This window comes from Exiguobacterium sp. FSL W8-0210, from assembly GCF_038006045.1.
Lineage (GTDB): Bacteria > Bacillota > Bacilli > Exiguobacteriales > Exiguobacteriaceae > Exiguobacterium_A.
Window position 1 is genome coordinate 1,613,389 of the sequence record NZ_JBBOUK010000001.1, and the last position, 16,973, is coordinate 1,630,361.

The 16,973-nt window shown below is 44.4% G+C and carries 20 protein-coding genes; 12 read left to right on the plus strand and 8 right to left on the minus strand.

Translation table 11 applies throughout. The features are described from left to right. Positions 1-7 precede the first annotated feature (7 nt). The 7 genes from MKY22_RS08545 (at position 8) to MKY22_RS08575 (ending at position 8,793) form a co-directional block, all read left to right on the plus strand. On the plus strand, positions 8-325 hold the full coding sequence (locus MKY22_RS08545; protein WP_214853964.1) for a hypothetical protein: 318 nt from the start codon (positions 8-10) through the stop codon (positions 323-325). 632 nt (positions 326-957) lie between these two features. Continuing rightward, a complete protein-coding gene (locus MKY22_RS08550; protein WP_341088294.1) occupies positions 958-1,653 on the plus strand; it encodes an ABC transporter ATP-binding protein in 696 nt (231 codons plus the stop codon). A 26-nt stretch (positions 1,654-1,679) separates the two neighbouring features. Beyond that, positions 1,680-2,447 (plus strand): hypothetical protein, encoded by a 768-nt coding sequence (locus MKY22_RS08555; RefSeq protein ID WP_341088296.1) that lies wholly within the window; start codon positions 1,680-1,682, stop codon positions 2,445-2,447. Positions 2,448-2,466: 19 nt separating this feature from the next. Then, positions 2,467-5,094, plus strand: coding sequence for an ABC transporter permease (locus tag MKY22_RS08560; RefSeq protein WP_341088299.1), 2,628 nt, complete (start codon positions 2,467-2,469; stop codon positions 5,092-5,094). A 26-nt stretch (positions 5,095-5,120) separates the two neighbouring features. Further along, on the plus strand, positions 5,121-5,639 hold the full coding sequence (locus tag MKY22_RS08565; RefSeq protein WP_341090107.1) for an HAD-IIIA family hydrolase: 519 nt from the start codon (positions 5,121-5,123) through the stop codon (positions 5,637-5,639). 592 nt (positions 5,640-6,231) lie between these two features. Continuing rightward, a complete protein-coding gene (locus MKY22_RS08570) occupies positions 6,232-7,488 on the plus strand; it encodes a hypothetical protein (protein ID WP_341088301.1) in 1,257 nt (418 codons plus the stop codon). Positions 7,489-7,518: 30 nt separating this feature from the next. Then, positions 7,519-8,793, plus strand: coding sequence for a hypothetical protein (locus MKY22_RS08575; protein ID WP_341088304.1), 1,275 nt, complete (start codon positions 7,519-7,521; stop codon positions 8,791-8,793). Here MKY22_RS08575 and MKY22_RS08580 read toward each other — a convergent pair. Together MKY22_RS08580 and MKY22_RS08585 are read right to left on the minus strand one after the other, a co-directional pair. Then, positions 8,774-9,304, minus strand: coding sequence for a hypothetical protein (locus tag MKY22_RS08580; protein ID WP_341088305.1), 531 nt, complete (start codon positions 9,302-9,304; stop codon positions 8,774-8,776). The two genes, MKY22_RS08575 and MKY22_RS08580, sit on opposite strands and share 20 nt — an antisense overlap. Then, positions 9,301-9,888, minus strand: a complete 588-nt coding sequence (locus tag MKY22_RS08585) for a TetR/AcrR family transcriptional regulator (protein WP_290776767.1) — start codon at positions 9,886-9,888, stop codon at positions 9,301-9,303. Before MKY22_RS08585 ends, MKY22_RS08580 begins: the two co-directional genes overlap by 4 nt. Positions 9,889-10,042: 154 nt before the next feature. Between MKY22_RS08585 and MKY22_RS08590 the strand changes: the two genes are divergently transcribed. Together MKY22_RS08590 and MKY22_RS08595 are read left to right on the plus strand one after the other, a co-directional pair. Then, a complete protein-coding gene (locus tag MKY22_RS08590; protein ID WP_290776766.1) occupies positions 10,043-10,759 on the plus strand; it encodes an ABC transporter ATP-binding protein in 717 nt (238 codons plus the stop codon). Then, positions 10,759-11,787: an ABC transporter permease gene (locus MKY22_RS08595; RefSeq protein WP_290776765.1), complete on the plus strand. Its 1,029-nt coding sequence runs from the start codon at positions 10,759-10,761 to the stop codon at positions 11,785-11,787. Before MKY22_RS08590 ends, MKY22_RS08595 begins: the two co-directional genes overlap by 1 nt. Here MKY22_RS08595 and MKY22_RS08600 read toward each other — a convergent pair whose 3' ends face one another. Beyond that, positions 11,788-12,462 (minus strand): hypothetical protein, encoded by a 675-nt coding sequence (locus tag MKY22_RS08600; protein WP_341088312.1) that lies wholly within the window; start codon positions 12,460-12,462, stop codon positions 11,788-11,790. Positions 12,463-12,574: 112 nt separating this feature from the next. On the opposite strand from MKY22_RS08600, the gene MKY22_RS08605 reads away from it, so the two are divergent. The 3 genes from MKY22_RS08605 (at position 12,575) to MKY22_RS08615 (ending at position 13,387) form a co-directional block, all read left to right on the plus strand. Further along, on the plus strand, positions 12,575-12,919 hold the full coding sequence (locus MKY22_RS08605; protein ID WP_290776763.1) for a DUF2200 domain-containing protein: 345 nt from the start codon (positions 12,575-12,577) through the stop codon (positions 12,917-12,919). Positions 12,920-12,925: 6 nt separating this feature from the next. Then, positions 12,926-13,102, plus strand: a complete 177-nt coding sequence (locus tag MKY22_RS08610) for a hypothetical protein (protein WP_214854004.1) — start codon at positions 12,926-12,928, stop codon at positions 13,100-13,102. 108 nt (positions 13,103-13,210) lie between these two features. After that, positions 13,211-13,387, plus strand: a complete 177-nt coding sequence (locus tag MKY22_RS08615) for a hypothetical protein (RefSeq protein ID WP_341088318.1) — start codon at positions 13,211-13,213, stop codon at positions 13,385-13,387. Between the two features lie 59 nt (positions 13,388-13,446). Here the strand turns inward: MKY22_RS08615 and MKY22_RS08620 are convergent, their stop codons facing one another. The 5 genes from MKY22_RS08620 to MKY22_RS08640 all read right to left on the minus strand — a co-directional run bounded on the left by MKY22_RS08620 (position 13,447) and on the right by MKY22_RS08640 (position 16,916). Further along, on the minus strand, positions 13,447-13,989 hold the full coding sequence (locus MKY22_RS08620) for an NADPH-dependent FMN reductase (RefSeq protein WP_050678013.1): 543 nt from the start codon (positions 13,987-13,989) through the stop codon (positions 13,447-13,449). A gap of 45 nt (positions 13,990-14,034) precedes the next feature. Beyond that, entirely contained in the window at positions 14,035-15,018 is a 984-nt protein-coding gene (locus MKY22_RS08625; protein WP_029341802.1) for a ring-cleaving dioxygenase, read from the minus strand. A 58-nt stretch (positions 15,019-15,076) separates the two neighbouring features. Next, positions 15,077-15,511, minus strand: coding sequence for a MarR family winged helix-turn-helix transcriptional regulator (locus tag MKY22_RS08630; RefSeq protein ID WP_341088322.1), 435 nt, complete (start codon positions 15,509-15,511; stop codon positions 15,077-15,079). A 245-nt stretch (positions 15,512-15,756) separates the two neighbouring features. Beyond that, positions 15,757-16,281: a hypothetical protein gene (locus MKY22_RS08635; protein WP_341088323.1), complete on the minus strand. Its 525-nt coding sequence runs from the start codon at positions 16,279-16,281 to the stop codon at positions 15,757-15,759. Continuing rightward, positions 16,278-16,916 (minus strand): hypothetical protein, encoded by a 639-nt coding sequence (locus MKY22_RS08640; RefSeq protein ID WP_341088324.1) that lies wholly within the window; start codon positions 16,914-16,916, stop codon positions 16,278-16,280. The genes MKY22_RS08635 and MKY22_RS08640 overlap by 4 nt, the downstream gene beginning before the upstream one ends. Between the last annotated feature and the right edge of the window lie 57 nt (positions 16,917-16,973).

The following is a 16,973-nucleotide window of genomic DNA, read 5'->3' on the forward strand; positions in this document are numbered from 1 at the left end:
TGCTTTCATGAAATACACATGTTCCGTCTGCGGATATGCGCAAATGGACGACGTTGCTTATGACGAAAATGGTGACGCTTCGTTTGAACTTTGTTCTTGCTGCGGCTTTCAGTTCGGAGTAGACGATGATGTCGAAATCGAAGACGGTATTTTTTTATCGAGAAGTGAGACACACGACTTGTATCGCGCGAACTGGCTCAAAGAAGGTGCTAAAGTCTTTAGCCCTTATGCCTTTAAGCCTGGTCCAGGAAAGGGTGAACCTTTAGCGAGAACGGCTTTGGAAAAACAATTACGAGCAATTCATATCAGACTAGAAACATATTAAAAGAGCTCCACACTTCACGAAGATCTCGTGTGAGTTCGCGCTCCTTTTTTATGTCATCATGCTCGAATCTCGTGCATCATCAACAAAACGGTCACGATAGTTCCTTGATGCAGATGATTCTCAATCGTTACCTCACCATCATGTGAATCGATCATCCGTTTGACGATTAACAGATACGTCTAGTAAATCAAGGACAATTCGAAGTGATTTCTTCGTCCACTGTTGTTCCAATATTAGGTGTGACGTCCGAGGTTGTTTATCGAGGCGGTACCGTTTCCTTTCAATGACCGTCTACCGATTTTTTGTTTCAAGCGTTTCTGAGAAATAGAAGAATATTTTTAATGTCTTCGACTCCACTACTCTTTTCGTTCCTTATGCCTCTCATCGTCCTAAAAAGATGGTGGTATCGATTCACAGGAGCATCAGCATGATTCTTCCACTGATCCATAGCCTTTTCTTGCATCTTCATTTCGTTTTAAATGCCTTCCTTGATCGGTGTTTAATCCAATCTTAGAGAGAAGTTATAAGAAAAACATAAATGAGTAAGGATTTCGAAAATAAAAACACAATAGACAAAATTTTCTAAAAATAATACACTATATTTAACCAAATTATGTAAAAGGAGTGGTCGCATGAATATTACCTTTCAAGATGTTTCGCACTCGTTCGAGCGAAGCGGTGTCCGGACCGATGTCTTGCATCAACTAAACGGACAATTTTTGCAATCGGAAGTAACGGCACTCGTCGGTCCGTCCGGGTCCGGAAAATCGACGTTCCTTAGTCTCCTTAGTTCGCTCGATCGTCCGTCGTCCGGTCAGATTCTCTATGACAGACAGGACATTACGTCTTGGAAGAACAAACGGTTATCACAATTTCGCTCGCAAGAGATCGGCTTCATCTTCCAGCAGTTTCATCTCCTACCGTCACTGACGGTGTCCGAGAACTTAAAGGTCGCCTTGTTAAAACAAAAGACATCGTTTAATCAAGACGAGCGAATCCTCGAGCTGCTCGATCGGGTCGGACTCGACGACAAACGAAATGCTTTACCTGCTCAACTATCCGGCGGGCAACAACAACGGGTCGCAATCGCCCGCGCCTTGCTGCATCATCCGCAATGGATTCTTGCAGATGAGCCGACTGGTAATCTTGATTCCATGACCGGTGACGCGATTTTTGAACTGTTGCTAGAACTGCATCGTGAAGCCAAATGTGGCGTTTTATTTGTCACACACGACTTAGAACTCGCCGAACGCGCTGACCGAATTCTCTTCATGCAGGATGGTCGGATCGTCGAAGACCGCCGAAAACGCACGGTGCAAAGTGTCTAAGTACTGTTTATGAGGAGGTGTCTGCGATGCAAACGTTTCGCAGCAAACTGATTGCGAGTTTCATTGGCTCTATTGTCGTTTTTCTATTGTTGTCCGTATCGACGCAGTCTGCGTATGAAGCATTTCGGAATGCGGACTTCTCGGAACAAGAGACGACGATTGTGCGAGATTGTAATCATGATGACTTATCAAAACTTATTTTCAAAAAAAATAGTTGTACATTCGATAATACGATCGACGAAAATTCCGACGGTGAAATTTTAGGTGGTAGCACAGGAAAAACGGAAAAAACGAATGGGACAGCACGTGGTAAAGCCAATCCTTCAAAGTCGCCCGGCTTTTTGGAATCAGCAAAAGAAAAAGCGAGTTCTAATTTTCCGGTGTTCTTTGTCGTAGCACTTCTTGTAACAGGTTGCGTCATTTGTTTCGTAATCAAGAAACGAAAGCGATCTATAGGAAAATATACTCTCGAAGCTACGGATACTATACAAAATCAATCTAGTCTTCCTTTCAAGAATAGAACGTCTAAAGCAACGCAAACTTCCACACCACCTGAAGAATCATTACGCTTAATGTTATTTGATTTTAATCAACGCTTACCACGCGCCCTCAAGCGACGAAGCCATGAATCGTTAACAGACTGGACAGAGCGCATTCATCTGGTGACGCCACTCTCACCTTATTTCGTCACCCGCTACGCGACGCAAGCGGAAGTGGAGGCACTCGACGCACAAGAAATTCACCATTTCGAACAAGATCTTGCGCGTTATTTAAAGACAAAGCTCTCCCACTAAACTACAAAGGAGACTACATATGTTACGCTTCGTCATCAATCAATGGCGCCGGCAGCGCGGGAAATTCATCCTGACGCTTGTCGGTGCACTGATCATCAGTGCCGGGCTCAGTTTAATGTTCAATCTCACAGACTCCAGTCAAGGGACGGTCGAACAGACGTTACAAAAGAAATGGTCGTCTGCGTATGATATCGTCGTGCGACCGAAAGGCAGTCAGATGACGACGGAATCAAATAATTTACTCGAACCGAATTATCTCAATGGGATCAATGGTGGGATTTCGTTTAAGCAGTACCAACAAATCAAACAAATGAACGAGATTGATATCGCAGCTCCTGTTGCTGTCATGGGATACGCTAATATCGGCATCTCGATTCCAAATCAAATCCACTTTCCGGACGAGCCTGGTATTTATCGACTGAGTAATTCACATTATGGTGCTGGTGGATTTTCGAAAGAACTCATTGCACAGGATGGTGCCTACTTTTCAACTACGGAAGAGCCGCTCGTTCCTCCGAATACGCGATTGATCCATCTTCAAGATCCGAAAGGTTTTTCATCCATACAACCCTTTACCTATAGTCTTATCGTCGGAATCGATCCGGAGGCGGAAGCGCAACTCGTCGGTTTGGATAAGAGCATCCTGAATAAAAAGAAGTTTCGTTACTTCAACCAGGAGGATGTCCCCTCAGCCAGCAAGGAGAGTTCCAACCAATTCAATATTCCGGTATTGATTAACCCAAAATCCTTCAATACGGGATATAGTCAATTTATGTTAGAACAAGTTAACGTCGATCTGAAAACGAAACAAGCACGCGACACATTCTATCAACGACTAGCTAAATCGAACGCCCCTCAACCTCTCGATCAAGAAAAACGGAAGATCATCCAAGACATTAAAGTCGATGCCTCTAAGGTCGAGAGCGCTTTTTTTGATTCCTTCCTCGGTCAAAAAACTAAGTCCCTTTCGCAAGCAGAAGCAAATACTGACGCTCAACTCGTCGCCCAGACAGGCTCTTTGACTTATCAAACGGTGAAGAGTCCGTTCCCTACACGGTGGGAGAATGCTTATGAAGTGCATACAGCACCTACTACATTCAAAAACACGATATTATCGTCCTCTTATCTTCCGAAGCATGGCTTCCGGACGGTAGATTCTTATGAAATAAAAATGAAAAAATCGGATGGATCTGCTTTTAAATCAATGAATCCTTATCTGACGTTTAATGTCGTCGGTTTGTATGATCCGAACAAGATCAATGTATCCAAGGATCCATTGAACGAATTACCGATGGAGACCTATCGACCATCGGCTGCGAGTATCGTACTTGACTCAAAAAACGAGCCGGTCAATCCTGCCCAACCGATCAACACGACCGGGAATCCAATTGGTCTGTTGACGAACTCTCCAAACGTTCTCACGACGGTCGATAGTGTCAAAAAGGTGATGGGCGACCAATCGATTTCATCGATCCGGTTGAAAGTAAAGGGGGCTTCTTCTGTCGGTGAACAGTCAGATAAAACCTTACAACGCATCAAGTCGGAAATCGAACGAAAGACTGGTCATATCGCTACGATCACCAAAGGGTCCTCCCCTCAACCGGTCGTCACGAAGGTCGTCGATGACGGGAAGACGCTCGGTTGGATCGAACAACCGTGGATCCACATCGGCGCTGCGATGACGATCTTCCGCGAGACGAGCGTCGGTTTCTCAGGCGTCATCTTCGCGATGCTCGCTGTCGCCATCGTCTATGTCCTCGCGACAAGCTATGTTTCGATGCTCGCCCGCCGAAAAGAGTTCGCTGTTTTACTGGCACTCGGCTGGCGGACGAAGGATCTCTATAAAATCGTCTTGATCGAGGCGGCAATCCTCGCCGGATTCGTTTCAACAATCGCCTTGATCGTCGAAGGCATCTTCTCACTTGTTCGGAGCGAAGCGATGAACGGCTGGAGTCTCCTCTGGATCGCACTGTTCAGTCTCGTCATCTACCTCGCTGGCGCAATCTGGTCGGCGTGGACGATCCGTCGCATCTCACCGTACGAAGCAATCAAGACCGGTGAATACGCGAAAGCCGCTCGCGTCGGACTGAAACTTCGTTCGACGGTGACACTCGCACTAAAGGAACTGATCGGGAAATGGAAGCGCAATAGCCTATCCGTCCTCTCAATCGCTCTCCCAACGGCACTGCTGACGTTCTTCTTATTCGTGACGTTCCATTTACAAGGTGTTCTCTATACATCATGGCTCGGTCAATTCGTTGCCCTGCAAGTCGGTCCGATGCATTACGTGACGATGGGTGTTGCCATCACGATTGCCATTTTGACGACGGGTGAGATCATGTGGCAAAACGTCACCGATCGCAGGGCGTCGCTCGCCGTCCTAAAAGCACTCGGCTGGGCGAACGGCGCGATCCGACAGTTGATTGTCCTCGAAGGCTTCCTCGTCGGTCTGATTTCCGGTATCATTGGATTGATCGTTGCCTATTCGACGATTTATGTCTTGTATGACCTCGTACCGTGGAATGAACCGTTATTGATTGGCGTATCGCTCGCCTTACCGATTTTGTTCGGTGTCATCGCCGCCTTCATCCCAGCTCAACTGGCAGCACGTGTTCAACCGTATCAAGAACTAAAAGATGCTTCGTAATCAAAGGAGTTGTACACCTGAATTCTATTCAGGCAATATTTCTTGACCGGGACGGAACGATTGGTGGAGATGACACCGTCCACTACCCTGGAACGTTTGCGTTATTTCCATACGTTCCTTCGCTAATCGAACGCTTACGTAACCAAGGGATTTTACTGATTGCGTTCACGAATCAACCTGGTATCTCAAAAGGATTTGCCCGTGAAGAGGATTTTCGGACAGAATTACTGAGCTTCGGCTTTGATGATACGCTCATTTGTCCTCATGCAGCGGAAGATTGTTGCACTTGTCGCAAACCGTCACCTGAATTATTATGGCAAGCTCAAGTAAAACACGATCTCCGACTCGATCAGTGTGTCGTCATTGGGGACCGATGGAGTGATATGGTGGCAGCTGCGCACGCCGGGTGTATCAAAATCTTAGTTCGAACCGGTGCCGGAGAGAGCTCCATTCGTGATTACGCTGATCGCGTGGAACAAGCAAACGTCGACTATATTGCCGACGACTTGACGGACGCGATCGCTTGGCTCGATACGCAAAACTGAACAAACGAAAAGGCGCGACTTCCGTTTACGGAATTGCGCCTTTTGTTATTTCTTGGAACGTTTCGATTGAGGAGCTACGAAGATACTGTTCGCTAACACAAATAAGATTGCAAACCATGTCCAAAATGACATGCTACCGCCTCCTTTTGATGATGCGAGGGTACTTAAACTGTCTTCTTGTTCTTACCAAAAAGTTCCTGCAATCATTTGTTAGCGATTTTTCGTAATAGATAGAGTGCATAGATGATCGATGGGATCGCCATCGCCATAAGAATGAGATGGACACTCCCAAATAAAAGATTCATTGCTAGACTAAAATCTGACACTTTTGTTTCCTCCTACGTTTCAATGGTCCTTATATTTATTTTACTATAATAATACATTCACTATATTTTGAACTCTTACAATTATGTAATAATTTTCAATTCACATTCTTTTTCCAATACTTCACGGTTACACTAAACGTATGAAAAAGAGAAAGTACTCATCGATGGTCTTCTCTTTTCCTTGAACAATTAGCTGATATTGTACACCTGTTTTTGATCAATCATCATTATGAATCAGCTAATCGTTATTTAAAGGAGTGAAAGTAGTGCATATCTTAACTACCCAATTAGTCAAATTCATTCTCGAGAAGTATCAGTTAAATGATTACATTCTCTATGAGTCATCTTACGCTCGACACAAAATAAACGACCAAACCGTCTACTCTTTTGAAACGTTTTGGATTCCGCGAGGTGCATCTGTTATCGAGGAAGAGGATGAAACGATGCTTCCAGAAGGAACCGTGCAGATTACGATTGACCCTGTTACGAAACGAACGACGACGTTATCCTTACACGGTCCGACCTCGATTCATTCCGTGCCTAACGATTTACGTGATCCAACCACTCGTATCGCTTGGATCGAATCAGAGACCGACATGATCCATGGTACGCATTTCATGCTCGAAGAAGAAAACGAAACTTTTTTTAGTTATGTGAGTTGTCATGAAGGGATTCGGCTGTCTCCCGGTTGTTTCATTCATCTGACGTTAACGGACAACGGTCAATTCGATGAGTTGTTACTATACGGTCCTCATCCGCTTGATCATCATGTGAAACAGGAACCTTTCGCCTTAACGCTTGAGGACATCAAATCGCTAACTAAACAACAACTAAAATGGTTCTCGTATACAAAACCAGGACATCAATACGCGCATACCGTCGTCGAGACGATCGTGACGCAAGAAGGATCTATCCTTGTGCCTAGTAAACTGGATTTCACGTCATCACTTGATCGAAATGACATCTTAACGTGGGCAAATCCGTCAACTTCAATTCTCAAGCGCCATCCTTTCCAATCAGCAGCAAGCGTGACAGCAGAGGATGTGGTCATGCAGACCGAACATCCTGATTTTCGTCCGATCCAGCAAAAGACAGTGAACGCCTGTCGAATTGCGATTCAAGAAATCGTCCAAAACGTCTACCCCAGTGAATCCGGACAATGGGCGATTCGTCACATCTACCGGCAATATCCTTACCTTGCTGTCAAATTATCTCGCGCGAATCCGACGTCCTATGTTGATCAGCAAAGACGCGTCACGATTCTACTTGATGAAAAGACGCTTGACTGGATTAGCTTGACCGACGATCAGGAACTCCATACCGTTTTCGCATCCGTTACTGCACCAGAGCTCGAGGATGATCAGCAAGATGTCATGTTCAATGCATTACGTCCGTACCTTTTGCTCACGCCGCGTTATGTGTTCGATATCTCAAAAGGTCAATACGTTCTTTGTGGTTTACTTGACTCGAACCATGCCTACTTACCAGCAACAAATGAGGTCGTTTTAATACGTGATCTATAAAGTGAAGTTAGATATAAAGGAGTGAACGAGTTGCATCCATTAACGAAAGATTTAATCTCCCATATCCAAGACAAATATCAACTGAACGATTATGTCTTACATGAAACCTTCTATCGCCGTGAAAAAATTCATGGTGAAACGCAATATTCGCTTGAGACATGTTGGTTCCCCATCAATCACGGCCCTTGGTCTGAAGACGAGAGTTATCCAGACGGTACGATAGAGATTCAAGTCGATACGGCTACAAAACGAACGACTTCGATCCACAAAAATGGCGCTGTCGCGATTTATTCAGTTCCAGAGGATTTATGTGATTCAGACATACGGATTGCTTGGCTTGAGCAAGAATTAGGAATGACGTTCGAGAAGCAGTTCATGTTCCTTACGCATCAAGTTTCCCTGTATCAGTATGTCAGCTGTCATCACGGAATTCGCCTCTCCCCTGGTCTGTTCATATCGCTTGAGCTAACGAATGAAGGAGCGCTCGATTCTTTCAGTATCTATGGAACCCCCGCGCTGAGTAACAAGTATTCGACTGAACTGTTCACATTATCCCTTGAACAAATGGCTCCTATCATCTCGCAACAGTTCCGGAGTTTTTCAATTCCTAACGAACACCAACGCAAACTAGCATATGCAATTGAAGAAACCTTTGTTTCTCAAGACGGCTTGCGCACGTATCCTCTATGTAATCCCGAAACTTCGTCCGTTGCCATAAACGAGATCGTGACATGGGACAAACCGTCCACGTTCTCCTATACGCGCAAATTGATTAAGCGGCGAGACACCGTCACGGCACTCGATGCCGAAGCTCAAACGTCACATCCGGATTACCGACCGTTGACTGACGAGATGCTGGAAACATGTCAGTCGATTGCTGTAGATCTCATCGCTGCGGAATATCCGGAGGAGTCCGGAGCTTGGACGATTCAAGAAATCCATCGGGATTTTCCATTCATTAACGTAGTAGTACGCCGGACTCGTGACGACATAAATCTCGCTTACAAACGTCGTTTAACGATTCTTCTGATGGAAGATACTTTTGAAGTCAGCCTAATCGTTGATAACGAAGCATTTATTGACCTCTTTCATGATTCGACACAAGGATTGCCAAATAGCGTTCCGGAAGAAGTCATACGTCACGCACTCATGCCTTACCTGACATTGAAACCGTATTATGTCTTCGACCGGGCACTTGACCACTATGTTCTCTGTGGTTTGCTTGACTCGAACCACGCTTATTTACTGACAACAAATGAGGTTGTCTTACTCGACGACCTGTATGTCATTTCAGCCACTGATTGATTCGCTTCTTTACTGCTTGCGGAAGAACGAGGCTTCTCAGCTGTTCGAGACGCTTGCAGTCCACTTCCTGTTTTGTAAATACGTCTTCAATCATCGCGACCTTTTGTTCCCGCCCTGGAATCAGTTGATAAATGACATACCAATCAACGAGTGACATGAACGGACGTCCAGCTGAATCGATTGATTGTTCATCAAACGGATAGATGAACACGCCCTCACCATGACGAATCTGCAGTCCGCTCATCAAATCGATATCGATTCCTTCAATCATAAATTCTTGGAACACTTCCGTCGCGTAAAGTGACGTCTTGTCTTGTTCGACGACAGTCCCCATGTCCGCCAACAGTTGGACTGCTCGTTCGGCGTCCGCTAACGCGACGACGAGATCGATGTCGCGCGGTACAACTGGTAGTCCATGCTGCGCCAACAATAATGAACCACCGATACCAAAATGAATCCGTTCTTGCTGCAAACACGCGACGACTTTTTCTAAGACTTGCTCAATACTCATCGTCGGAACCCCGCTGCTCGAAACGGCCCTTCCATCGAAATCGTAAAGATGATCCGGGCAATTTCTTCCGGTGATGTCTCGTTTGGATGGCGCAACCAGGATTCGATGACACCGAGATGGGCGGCTGAGAGATAGGCAATGAGATAATTTTCTGGAACGAGCCGTTCTCCTTGTTCCGGTAGTCCCGAGAACAGAATCTGTTGCATGTAATCACGGACGCGATTCCGAAACATCCCGTCACTCGTCGGACTGAGTAGGATCCGCATCAGCGTCCGATTCTCATAGAGGAAGATCAAAAACGGGATGATGCGCCGGTATGGCGAGTCCTCCTTTTGGTTGATCAGGACAAAGGGAATCTCGCGTTCAAACGTCGCTTCAATCTTTTCAAAAATCTCATTCGTCATCCGCTCGAGTAGTTCGTATTTATCCGCGTAATGATGGTAGAACGTCCCGCGGTTGACTTCCGCCCGATCCGTCAACAACTTAATCGTCACAGCATCAAAACCAACTTCGTCGATCAGCTGAAGGAACGTCTCACGAATCCTCCGGTCGGTCCGAATGACGCGTAAATCCTGTTTTTTCATTGAAATCGCCTCTTTCTTCAACATTTTAGAAGGATGTGTCGCTTAAGCGACAGATGGACGTCAACTGGTCATTGCTCCCAGTTTATCTCCCTTTTATAATGAAATTAATCAACACGTTGTTCAATAATTATTTCATAAAAGGAGGGAGAATACGATGGATTTACAACTACACGGTGTATCAAAATCGTTTCATCAACAGGACGTCCTCCAACAGATTGATCTTTTGATTCCGTCCGGTGAGATTTGTGGCTTGCTCGGTCCGTCAGGTTCCGGTAAGACGACGTTGATTCGCTTGATGATCGGCGCGATTCAAGCAGATGCTGGAACGATTCAAATCGGTGACACTTCGATGCCGAACTTTAAGATGTTATCAGAGATCGGTTTCATGCCACAAAACGATGCTTTGTACGAGGATTTATCTGGTCTTGCGAACCTACAGTTTTTCGGTTCCTTATACAACATGTCTCGTCAGGACTTAGCAAAACGAATCGAAGAAGTGTTGACGCTCGTCGATTTGACGAATGATCAAAAAAAGCTCGTCCGTCATTATTCCGGTGGGATGAAGAAACGATTGTCCCTTGCCATCTCAATCCTACATCGTCCAAGCATTCTATTCCTGGATGAACCGACCGTCGGGATCGATCCCGTGTTACGCCGCCAGATTTGGAATCAATTCCAAGCGATTCGTACGCAAGGTACGACGATTGTCGTCTCGACCCACGTCATGGATGAAATCAATGAATGTGACCGGGCTGCATTGATCTATAACGGTCGGATTATCGCCTACGATCCGCTCGACCGTTTGCTCGCACAGACTGAAAACGGTCAGGTCGAGGAACTGTTCCTGCTCGCTGGAAAGGACGTGACGTGATGTGGCAACTCGCACGACGGGTCATCCGTCAAACGTTGAACGACAAACGAAGCGTCGGACTGATTTTGCTTGCTCCGTTATTAATCTTCACCTTGATCTATTTCCTACTTGGAAACGATGACTACACGCCTGCCGTTGCCATCAGTCAAGATGTACCGGCTCCCGTCTCACAATCGATCGAAAAACAGGATCTGTCGCTTAAAACGTATAACGGCAGTGATGCGGACGCCTATCTCAAGGACCATGAAACGGTCGACGTCGTCTTAGACATGAAAGACAATCAGCTAGCGTTGAACCTCCGCGAACCTTCGACGAAAAGTTCCAAAGCGTTACGCGAAATTCAAGCTGGACTGGCATCCCTGCAACCGACGATGCAACTCGAGACGAACTATCTGTACGGAGATGTCGATCAATCAACGTTTGATGCGCTCGGTTTCGTCTTTTTATCCTTATTCTCGTTCTTCTTCGTCTTCATCTTGTCAGCAATGGCACTCGTCAAGGAACGCAGTGGTGGAACACTCGAGCGCTTGATGATGACACCGATTCGCCAAACCGACGTCATCTTCGGCTATACGCTCGGTTATAGCGTTTTTGCTTCCATCCAAGCCATTCTTGTCGTCCTGTACGCGACGACCGTACTTGACTTACCGTCTGAAGGTTCGATCATCTGGGTCTTCCTGACGATGCTTGGACTTGCCGTTGTCGCGGTCTTGTTCGGGGCAACGATTTCGATATTTGCCCAATCTGAGCTACAGGTCGTCCAGTTGATTCCCTTTACGATCATTCCGCAGATCTTCTTCTCCGGTTTGATTCCGCTCGATCTGATCCCGTACGGACTTGGTAACATCGGATATTTCACTCCGATTTTCTACGGAGCGAGTGCGATCAAGGAGGTACTCGTCTACGGCAATGGGTGGTCGAGCATCTGGCCGTACTGGCTCGGATTATTTCTCTACGGAGCCGCCTTGTTCCTGTTGAACATGCTTGCCCTTAACAAGTATCGCGGACATCAAAAAAGACACGGCTGATTACACGAGCCGTGTCTGATTTTGCTTAAGCTGTTCGAGGAAAGCAGTCCGTCGAGAGGGATCGAGTGTCTGCTCTTCCACGTCGGCATAGCGAACGAGCTGATAGATCTCATGCGGGACTGTGACTTCTAAGCGTGTTAACCACTCCGTCAGCGTCTCATGTGTCCGTCGTTGCTGCGCTGAAGCAAGTGACCGATTGAACGCGCGCAACGCTTCACGAATTTCCGATTCAAGGAGTCTGTCTTCTAAGGAGAACTGGACTTCAGGCGTTAGCGAAAGCGATGCAGGAGATCGTTTTGTTGGATAACGAGATCGAAATGACCACTGCATGCGGTTGAACCGTTGTCGACGATAGAGATAGATGATCATCACTAGAGCGACCATCCAAGGAGCCACGCAAGTGATTTGATTGATTACATCCGTCCATGATCCCTTTCCCACTTCAACAACAGGTTTCTTATCCGGCTCTTTCCGATATCCTTTGTGCCCATTTTTTGAAGAGTCCAGTGCCTTTGTGATCAAATCTTTTTTCGCATAGATGACTTTTTTAGTCGGTAAGATCGTGCTCGGGACATGTACCCAGTTTCCCGTCGACTGATCGATCGGAGGATCGACTAATGCTTGATACGACAGTTTTACACCTACGACGCCTAAAAATAGTACTAGGCACGTCATGAAAGTCATTCCAATGATTCGACGTCTCATTTCATCCTGCACCTCCAAACCGACTTAAAATCCTTGACACAAGACCTTTTCCCATATGTTACCATGAAAGGAGGCGATTCAGATGAGTTACGAAAAAGTATTTCAAATGCCGATGCAGCAGCTGTATCAGGTATACCGCCAAAAAGTCGAACGTAAGCATCGGACACAAGAGGAGCTCGATGACGTGCTGTTCTGGTTGACCGGACACACGCCATCAACTCTTGAACAAGCCATACAAACCCAAACCGTCGCAACCTTTTTCGAGCACGCACCCGACCTGAACGAACGCCGCTTTCTTGTCACTGGCGTCATCTGCGGGATTCGTGTGGAACATCTAACGGATCCGTTAATTCGTAACATCCGGATTCTCGACAAACTTGTCGATGAGTTGGCGAAAGGAAAAGCATTAGCTAAAGTCTTACGATAAGGAGGAATGCTGATTTCTACGATACTCAGTACACTGGCCATCCTCATCATGGTTACCAGTGTGGCTTATTTCACCGTCTATCAAGTTAAACGAAATAAAGGAACCCATCGTTCCCCCGTCTATCGACTTGTCTTTAGTGGTCTGTTGGTCGGCTTGATGGTCAGTTATTTTTTGTTGACGTGAGTCGTGATTTTCAGTTTTTGATTTAAACAATAAAAACATTAATACAGTATTTGAAATAATGAAGGAGGTATATGCCTGAAACTTCGAAAATGGATCCTTCCACTTTTATTGCTCACCTGTCTCGCCTCACCGAATGCCGCAACGACATATGTGAAATGGACGGTCGCTCCAACAGGTCACTATCTCGAACGGCTTCAAGCGGCTGACATTCCTTACAAAGTCCGCCAACACACGCTTTACGTTCAAGAAAAGGATCTGCGCCGCGTCACGTCGTGTTGTACATGACAACGATAGAAAACCCCCTCATTTCAGCGAAATGAGGGGGTTTTCTGATCAATCACGATTTAGCGAATCGTTTTTAATGCTGTTGCCCACGGGATGACTTGATCGAGCATTTGGTTGACCGATGTTTCTTGAACGGCTGCCGCTTTTAAGACCGATCCGTTCTCGAAATCAGTGAACAATGATAACGCCGGATGCACCCGGACGTCGGCGATCAATAACTCACCTAAGATGCCGCGCAAATGTTCGGCTGCCCGTGCCCCACCGACAGAACCATAAGAGACGATCCCTGCCGCTTTGTTGTTCCATTCGACACGTAGATAATCGAGCGCGTTCTTGAGTGACGCTGCAATCGAATGGTTGTATTCCTGGACGATGAAGACGAAGCCGTCTTGTGCTGCGACATCCTTCGACCAAGCAGCAGCACCCGACGCATCCCCATCCTTTTCACCTAGAAGCGGTAATTTGTAGTCGGCGATATCAAGAATCGTGTAGTTTGCATCCCCCCGTTGATCGGCGAGTTGTTTGACCCAGTTCCCGACTTGTGGGCTGAGGCGTCCTTCACGTGTGGATCCTAAGATGATACCAATGTTTAATTTCTCCATTTTCATTTCCTCCTCGTATTTAGATGCTGTCAGTTCACTTTCCTATTAAAGATATTCTTTTTCGATCTTGCGCGTACTCCGGACCGTATCGATTGGACGGACCATTTGTTCGATTTGTGCTCGTTGTGGCTCGAGGAATGGTGGTAATGACAATTTCTCCCCGACCGTTTCGTATGGCTCATCACCCATGAAACCAGGACCATCCGTTGCCCACTCGAACAAGACACCGCGCGCAACACGGGCATAAAGGGACTCGAAGAAGAAGCGATCGACGTAACCGGATGTGTTGAAGCGCAGCTGTTGCATCCGCTCGATCCATTCCTGTAAGGCAGCCGTATCTTCAACGCGGAAAGCGACGTGGTGGACCGTTCCGAATCCTTGACGTCCGCTTGGTAGAACGACGTTGTGCTCAACGATGACTTGGGCACCGTTTCCGCCTTCGCCCATCTCGAACAAGTGCAGGGAACCAGCTTGATCGACTTCGCGCATCAACATCGCTTGTTCAAGTACCGCTTTTAAATTGTCGAATTCCGCGATCCGGATGTGAATTGGACCGAGTCCCGTGATCGCGAACTCGAGGGGTACTGGACCGTTTTGCCACGGTGTGCCGGAAGCGACACCTTGATTATGCTCGTCAGAAATCAACATGTATTGTTGCTCATCGAAATCGACGAACGAGAGCGTCTTCTTGCCGAATTGTTCTTTGATACCACGGTGCTTGACGTCGTATTTGTCAAAGCGTTTGATCCAGTATTCGAGTGCCGCATCCGTTGGGACACGGAACGCCGTCTTGAAGATTTCATTCGTTCCGTGTGATCCCTTTTGGATACCAGGGAAATCAAAGAATGTCATATCCGTGCCGGCAGATCCTTTATCATCGGCGAAGAATAAGTGATACGTCTGGATGTCATCCTGATTGACGGTCTTCTTGACCAATCGCATCCCTAGGACGTTCGTAAAGAAGTCATAGTTTTTCTCGGCACTGCTCGTAATCGCCGTCACGTGGTGGATTCCTTTTAGTTCATTCATGAAAAATCGCTCCTTTAGTGGTTATTATCTCGAATTCGAGATATCAGTCTAAAAAATTTTATTGTTTTTTTGCTTGATAGCCGATCGTTTTGGCTGTCTCGATGAATGATTCGAGGTCTGACGGGGCTATTCCTTGAAATACTTGATTAATCGCTTGCTCGTGCTCCGGAAAAATCGTTTCCATCAATTGTTGCCCTTCAGGTGTCAGTTCCGCAAATGTCACACGCCGATCCTCTGGACATGCTTTGCGGACAACGTAATTCTTCTTTTCAAGCTTATCGATGACGTATGTGATGCTACTGCTCGTAATCAAAACTTTTTTCCCAATCAATTGAATCGGTTGCCTGCCTCTGTGAAACAGCAACTCAAGAACCGAAAAATCCGTTGGGTTCAACCCCCATTGCGCAACATCCTTCTTGATGACTTCATGTAACGCATCGACTGCGCGCACCATGACCGTCAATGCTTTCAAGTTAGGATTCGGTGGAGTCATTTCGTTCACCTCTTTTTTATCTTTAATTCATATATCTTTAATTCGAGATAAATATACCATCCCGATTTTTGTTCGTCAACAGAATTGGAATGTTTTAATATTAACTTAAGCTTTAAATCTAAAAGTCGTTTTTATTTCTTAAAGTTTATACCAATAAAAATATCCATATAAGGTAAGTTAATTTTACTTTATATAGATATTTTTAAATTGATATTTTATATTAATTTTAAAAATAAATTATATAATTAATTATCGTTATTCACTAAATCAAAAATAAACTTTGATAAAGGTCTTTTGTGAAAATTATTTTCATCTAATTCAACACCATAAAGAAAAATATTTTTTTTCATTTCATTAAAATTCAATTCTTCAAAGTAATTCAGCATTAATTCAGAGTAAGAATTATTATAAGCTTGCTTTTTTAAAAGTATTTCGGCAGCTATGTTTTTATGTGAATTATATAGATTTTCTAATTGAAAAATTTCAATATGATTTTTATATTCTTCATCATGAATGATTTTTATATCAAGATCATCACAATTTGAACCAAACACACTCTCCAATTTAGTATCATTCCTAATTTTCACTTCAAATCTAAAATTTGTATAATTTATTTGATCTATATATGGATTTTTAATTCCTTTAATTTTTACTCCCTTTAGCCTAGAATTACAAATCTGGCATGACGGAACAAAATTGTATAGAGATAAACAGAAAACTTGATACAAATCTTTAAAATAATAATGATCTAAATCAGCAGTAACTTTCATTTCCCCATTTTTTTAAATTTTGAAATATAATTTCTATTACAGTATGGACAGACCTCTATCCCAAAATTTAAAAGTACATTTTTTCTGATCTCTCCTGAAATATGACTATAATCAATTACATTTTTTAAAAAAATGTTTAATCTCCCAAAATAAATTTTAATAATCTTCAAAAACTTTTTTAATTTTTCTTCACTTGTTAAGAGTAAATTTTTGTTTAATCTTTTATTATTTAACTCTTTAATCCATATACTGTTATTTCCACCCTTAAAAATAACTTCGCTTATATAAGTCTCTCTAGCAAGTGTTCTTGAATGCTTATCAGATGGTGATATACCAATAAGTATTTTTTTTACCTCTGAAACAGTAGACTCCAAAAAATCTGCAGTATACATATAAATAGCTAGTTGAGGGTATTTAATTTTTAAAAAATCAATTTTTTCGGTCAATAAATCCTTTAAAAATATTTTGAATTCTGTTTCATTACTACCTGATATAAAATCTATCATTCTATCTCCACTCAATTTATTTTTCAGATTATGATTTAATGCTCTGTATTTTGGCATAATTTTTGGAAGTACTAAATTATAGTATTCATCTCCATAATCAATTATTTGAGTATCACTTAAGTTTATCATTATATAGATCTCCTCATCAGTTATTAAAAAACCTTTACAATTTTAATTGCTTATCAA

Bases quoted from the DNA above. Each gene is read 5' to 3' on its own strand.
- MKY22_RS08545 (WP_214853964.1), top strand. From the start codon at position 8: ATGAAATACACATGTTCCGTCTGCGGATATGCGCAAATGGACGACGTT.
- MKY22_RS08550 (WP_341088294.1), top strand. From the start codon at position 958: ATGAATATTACCTTTCAAGATGTTTCGCACTCGTTCGAGCGAAGCGGT.
- MKY22_RS08555 (WP_341088296.1), top strand. From the start codon at position 1,680: ATGCAAACGTTTCGCAGCAAACTGATTGCGAGTTTCATTGGCTCTATT.
- MKY22_RS08560 (WP_341088299.1), top strand. From the start codon at position 2,467: ATGTTACGCTTCGTCATCAATCAATGGCGCCGGCAGCGCGGGAAATTC.
- MKY22_RS08580 (WP_341088305.1), bottom strand. From the start codon at position 9,304: ATGAGTATTGAGCAAGTCTTAGAAAAAGTCGTCGCGTGTTTGCAGCAA.
- MKY22_RS08585 (WP_290776767.1), bottom strand. From the start codon at position 9,888: ATGAAAAAACAGGATTTACGCGTCATTCGGACCGACCGGAGGATTCGT.
- MKY22_RS08590 (WP_290776766.1), top strand. From the start codon at position 10,043: ATGGATTTACAACTACACGGTGTATCAAAATCGTTTCATCAACAGGAC.
- MKY22_RS08595 (WP_290776765.1), top strand. From the start codon at position 10,759: ATGTGGCAACTCGCACGACGGGTCATCCGTCAAACGTTGAACGACAAA.
- MKY22_RS08600 (WP_341088312.1), bottom strand. From the start codon at position 12,462: ATGACGTGCCTAGTACTATTTTTAGGCGTCGTAGGTGTAAAACTGTCG.
- MKY22_RS08605 (WP_290776763.1), top strand. From the start codon at position 12,575: ATGAGTTACGAAAAAGTATTTCAAATGCCGATGCAGCAGCTGTATCAG.
- MKY22_RS08610 (WP_214854004.1), top strand. From the start codon at position 12,926: ATGCTGATTTCTACGATACTCAGTACACTGGCCATCCTCATCATGGTT.
- MKY22_RS08620 (WP_050678013.1), bottom strand. From the start codon at position 13,989: ATGGAGAAATTAAACATTGGTATCATCTTAGGATCCACACGTGAAGGA.
- MKY22_RS08625 (WP_029341802.1), bottom strand. From the start codon at position 15,018: ATGAATGAACTAAAAGGAATCCACCACGTGACGGCGATTACGAGCAGT.
- MKY22_RS08630 (WP_341088322.1), bottom strand. From the start codon at position 15,511: ATGACTCCACCGAATCCTAACTTGAAAGCATTGACGGTCATGGTGCGC.
- MKY22_RS08635 (WP_341088323.1), bottom strand. From the start codon at position 16,281: ATGAAAGTTACTGCTGATTTAGATCATTATTATTTTAAAGATTTGTAT.
- MKY22_RS08640 (WP_341088324.1), bottom strand. From the start codon at position 16,916: ATGATAAACTTAAGTGATACTCAAATAATTGATTATGGAGATGAATAC.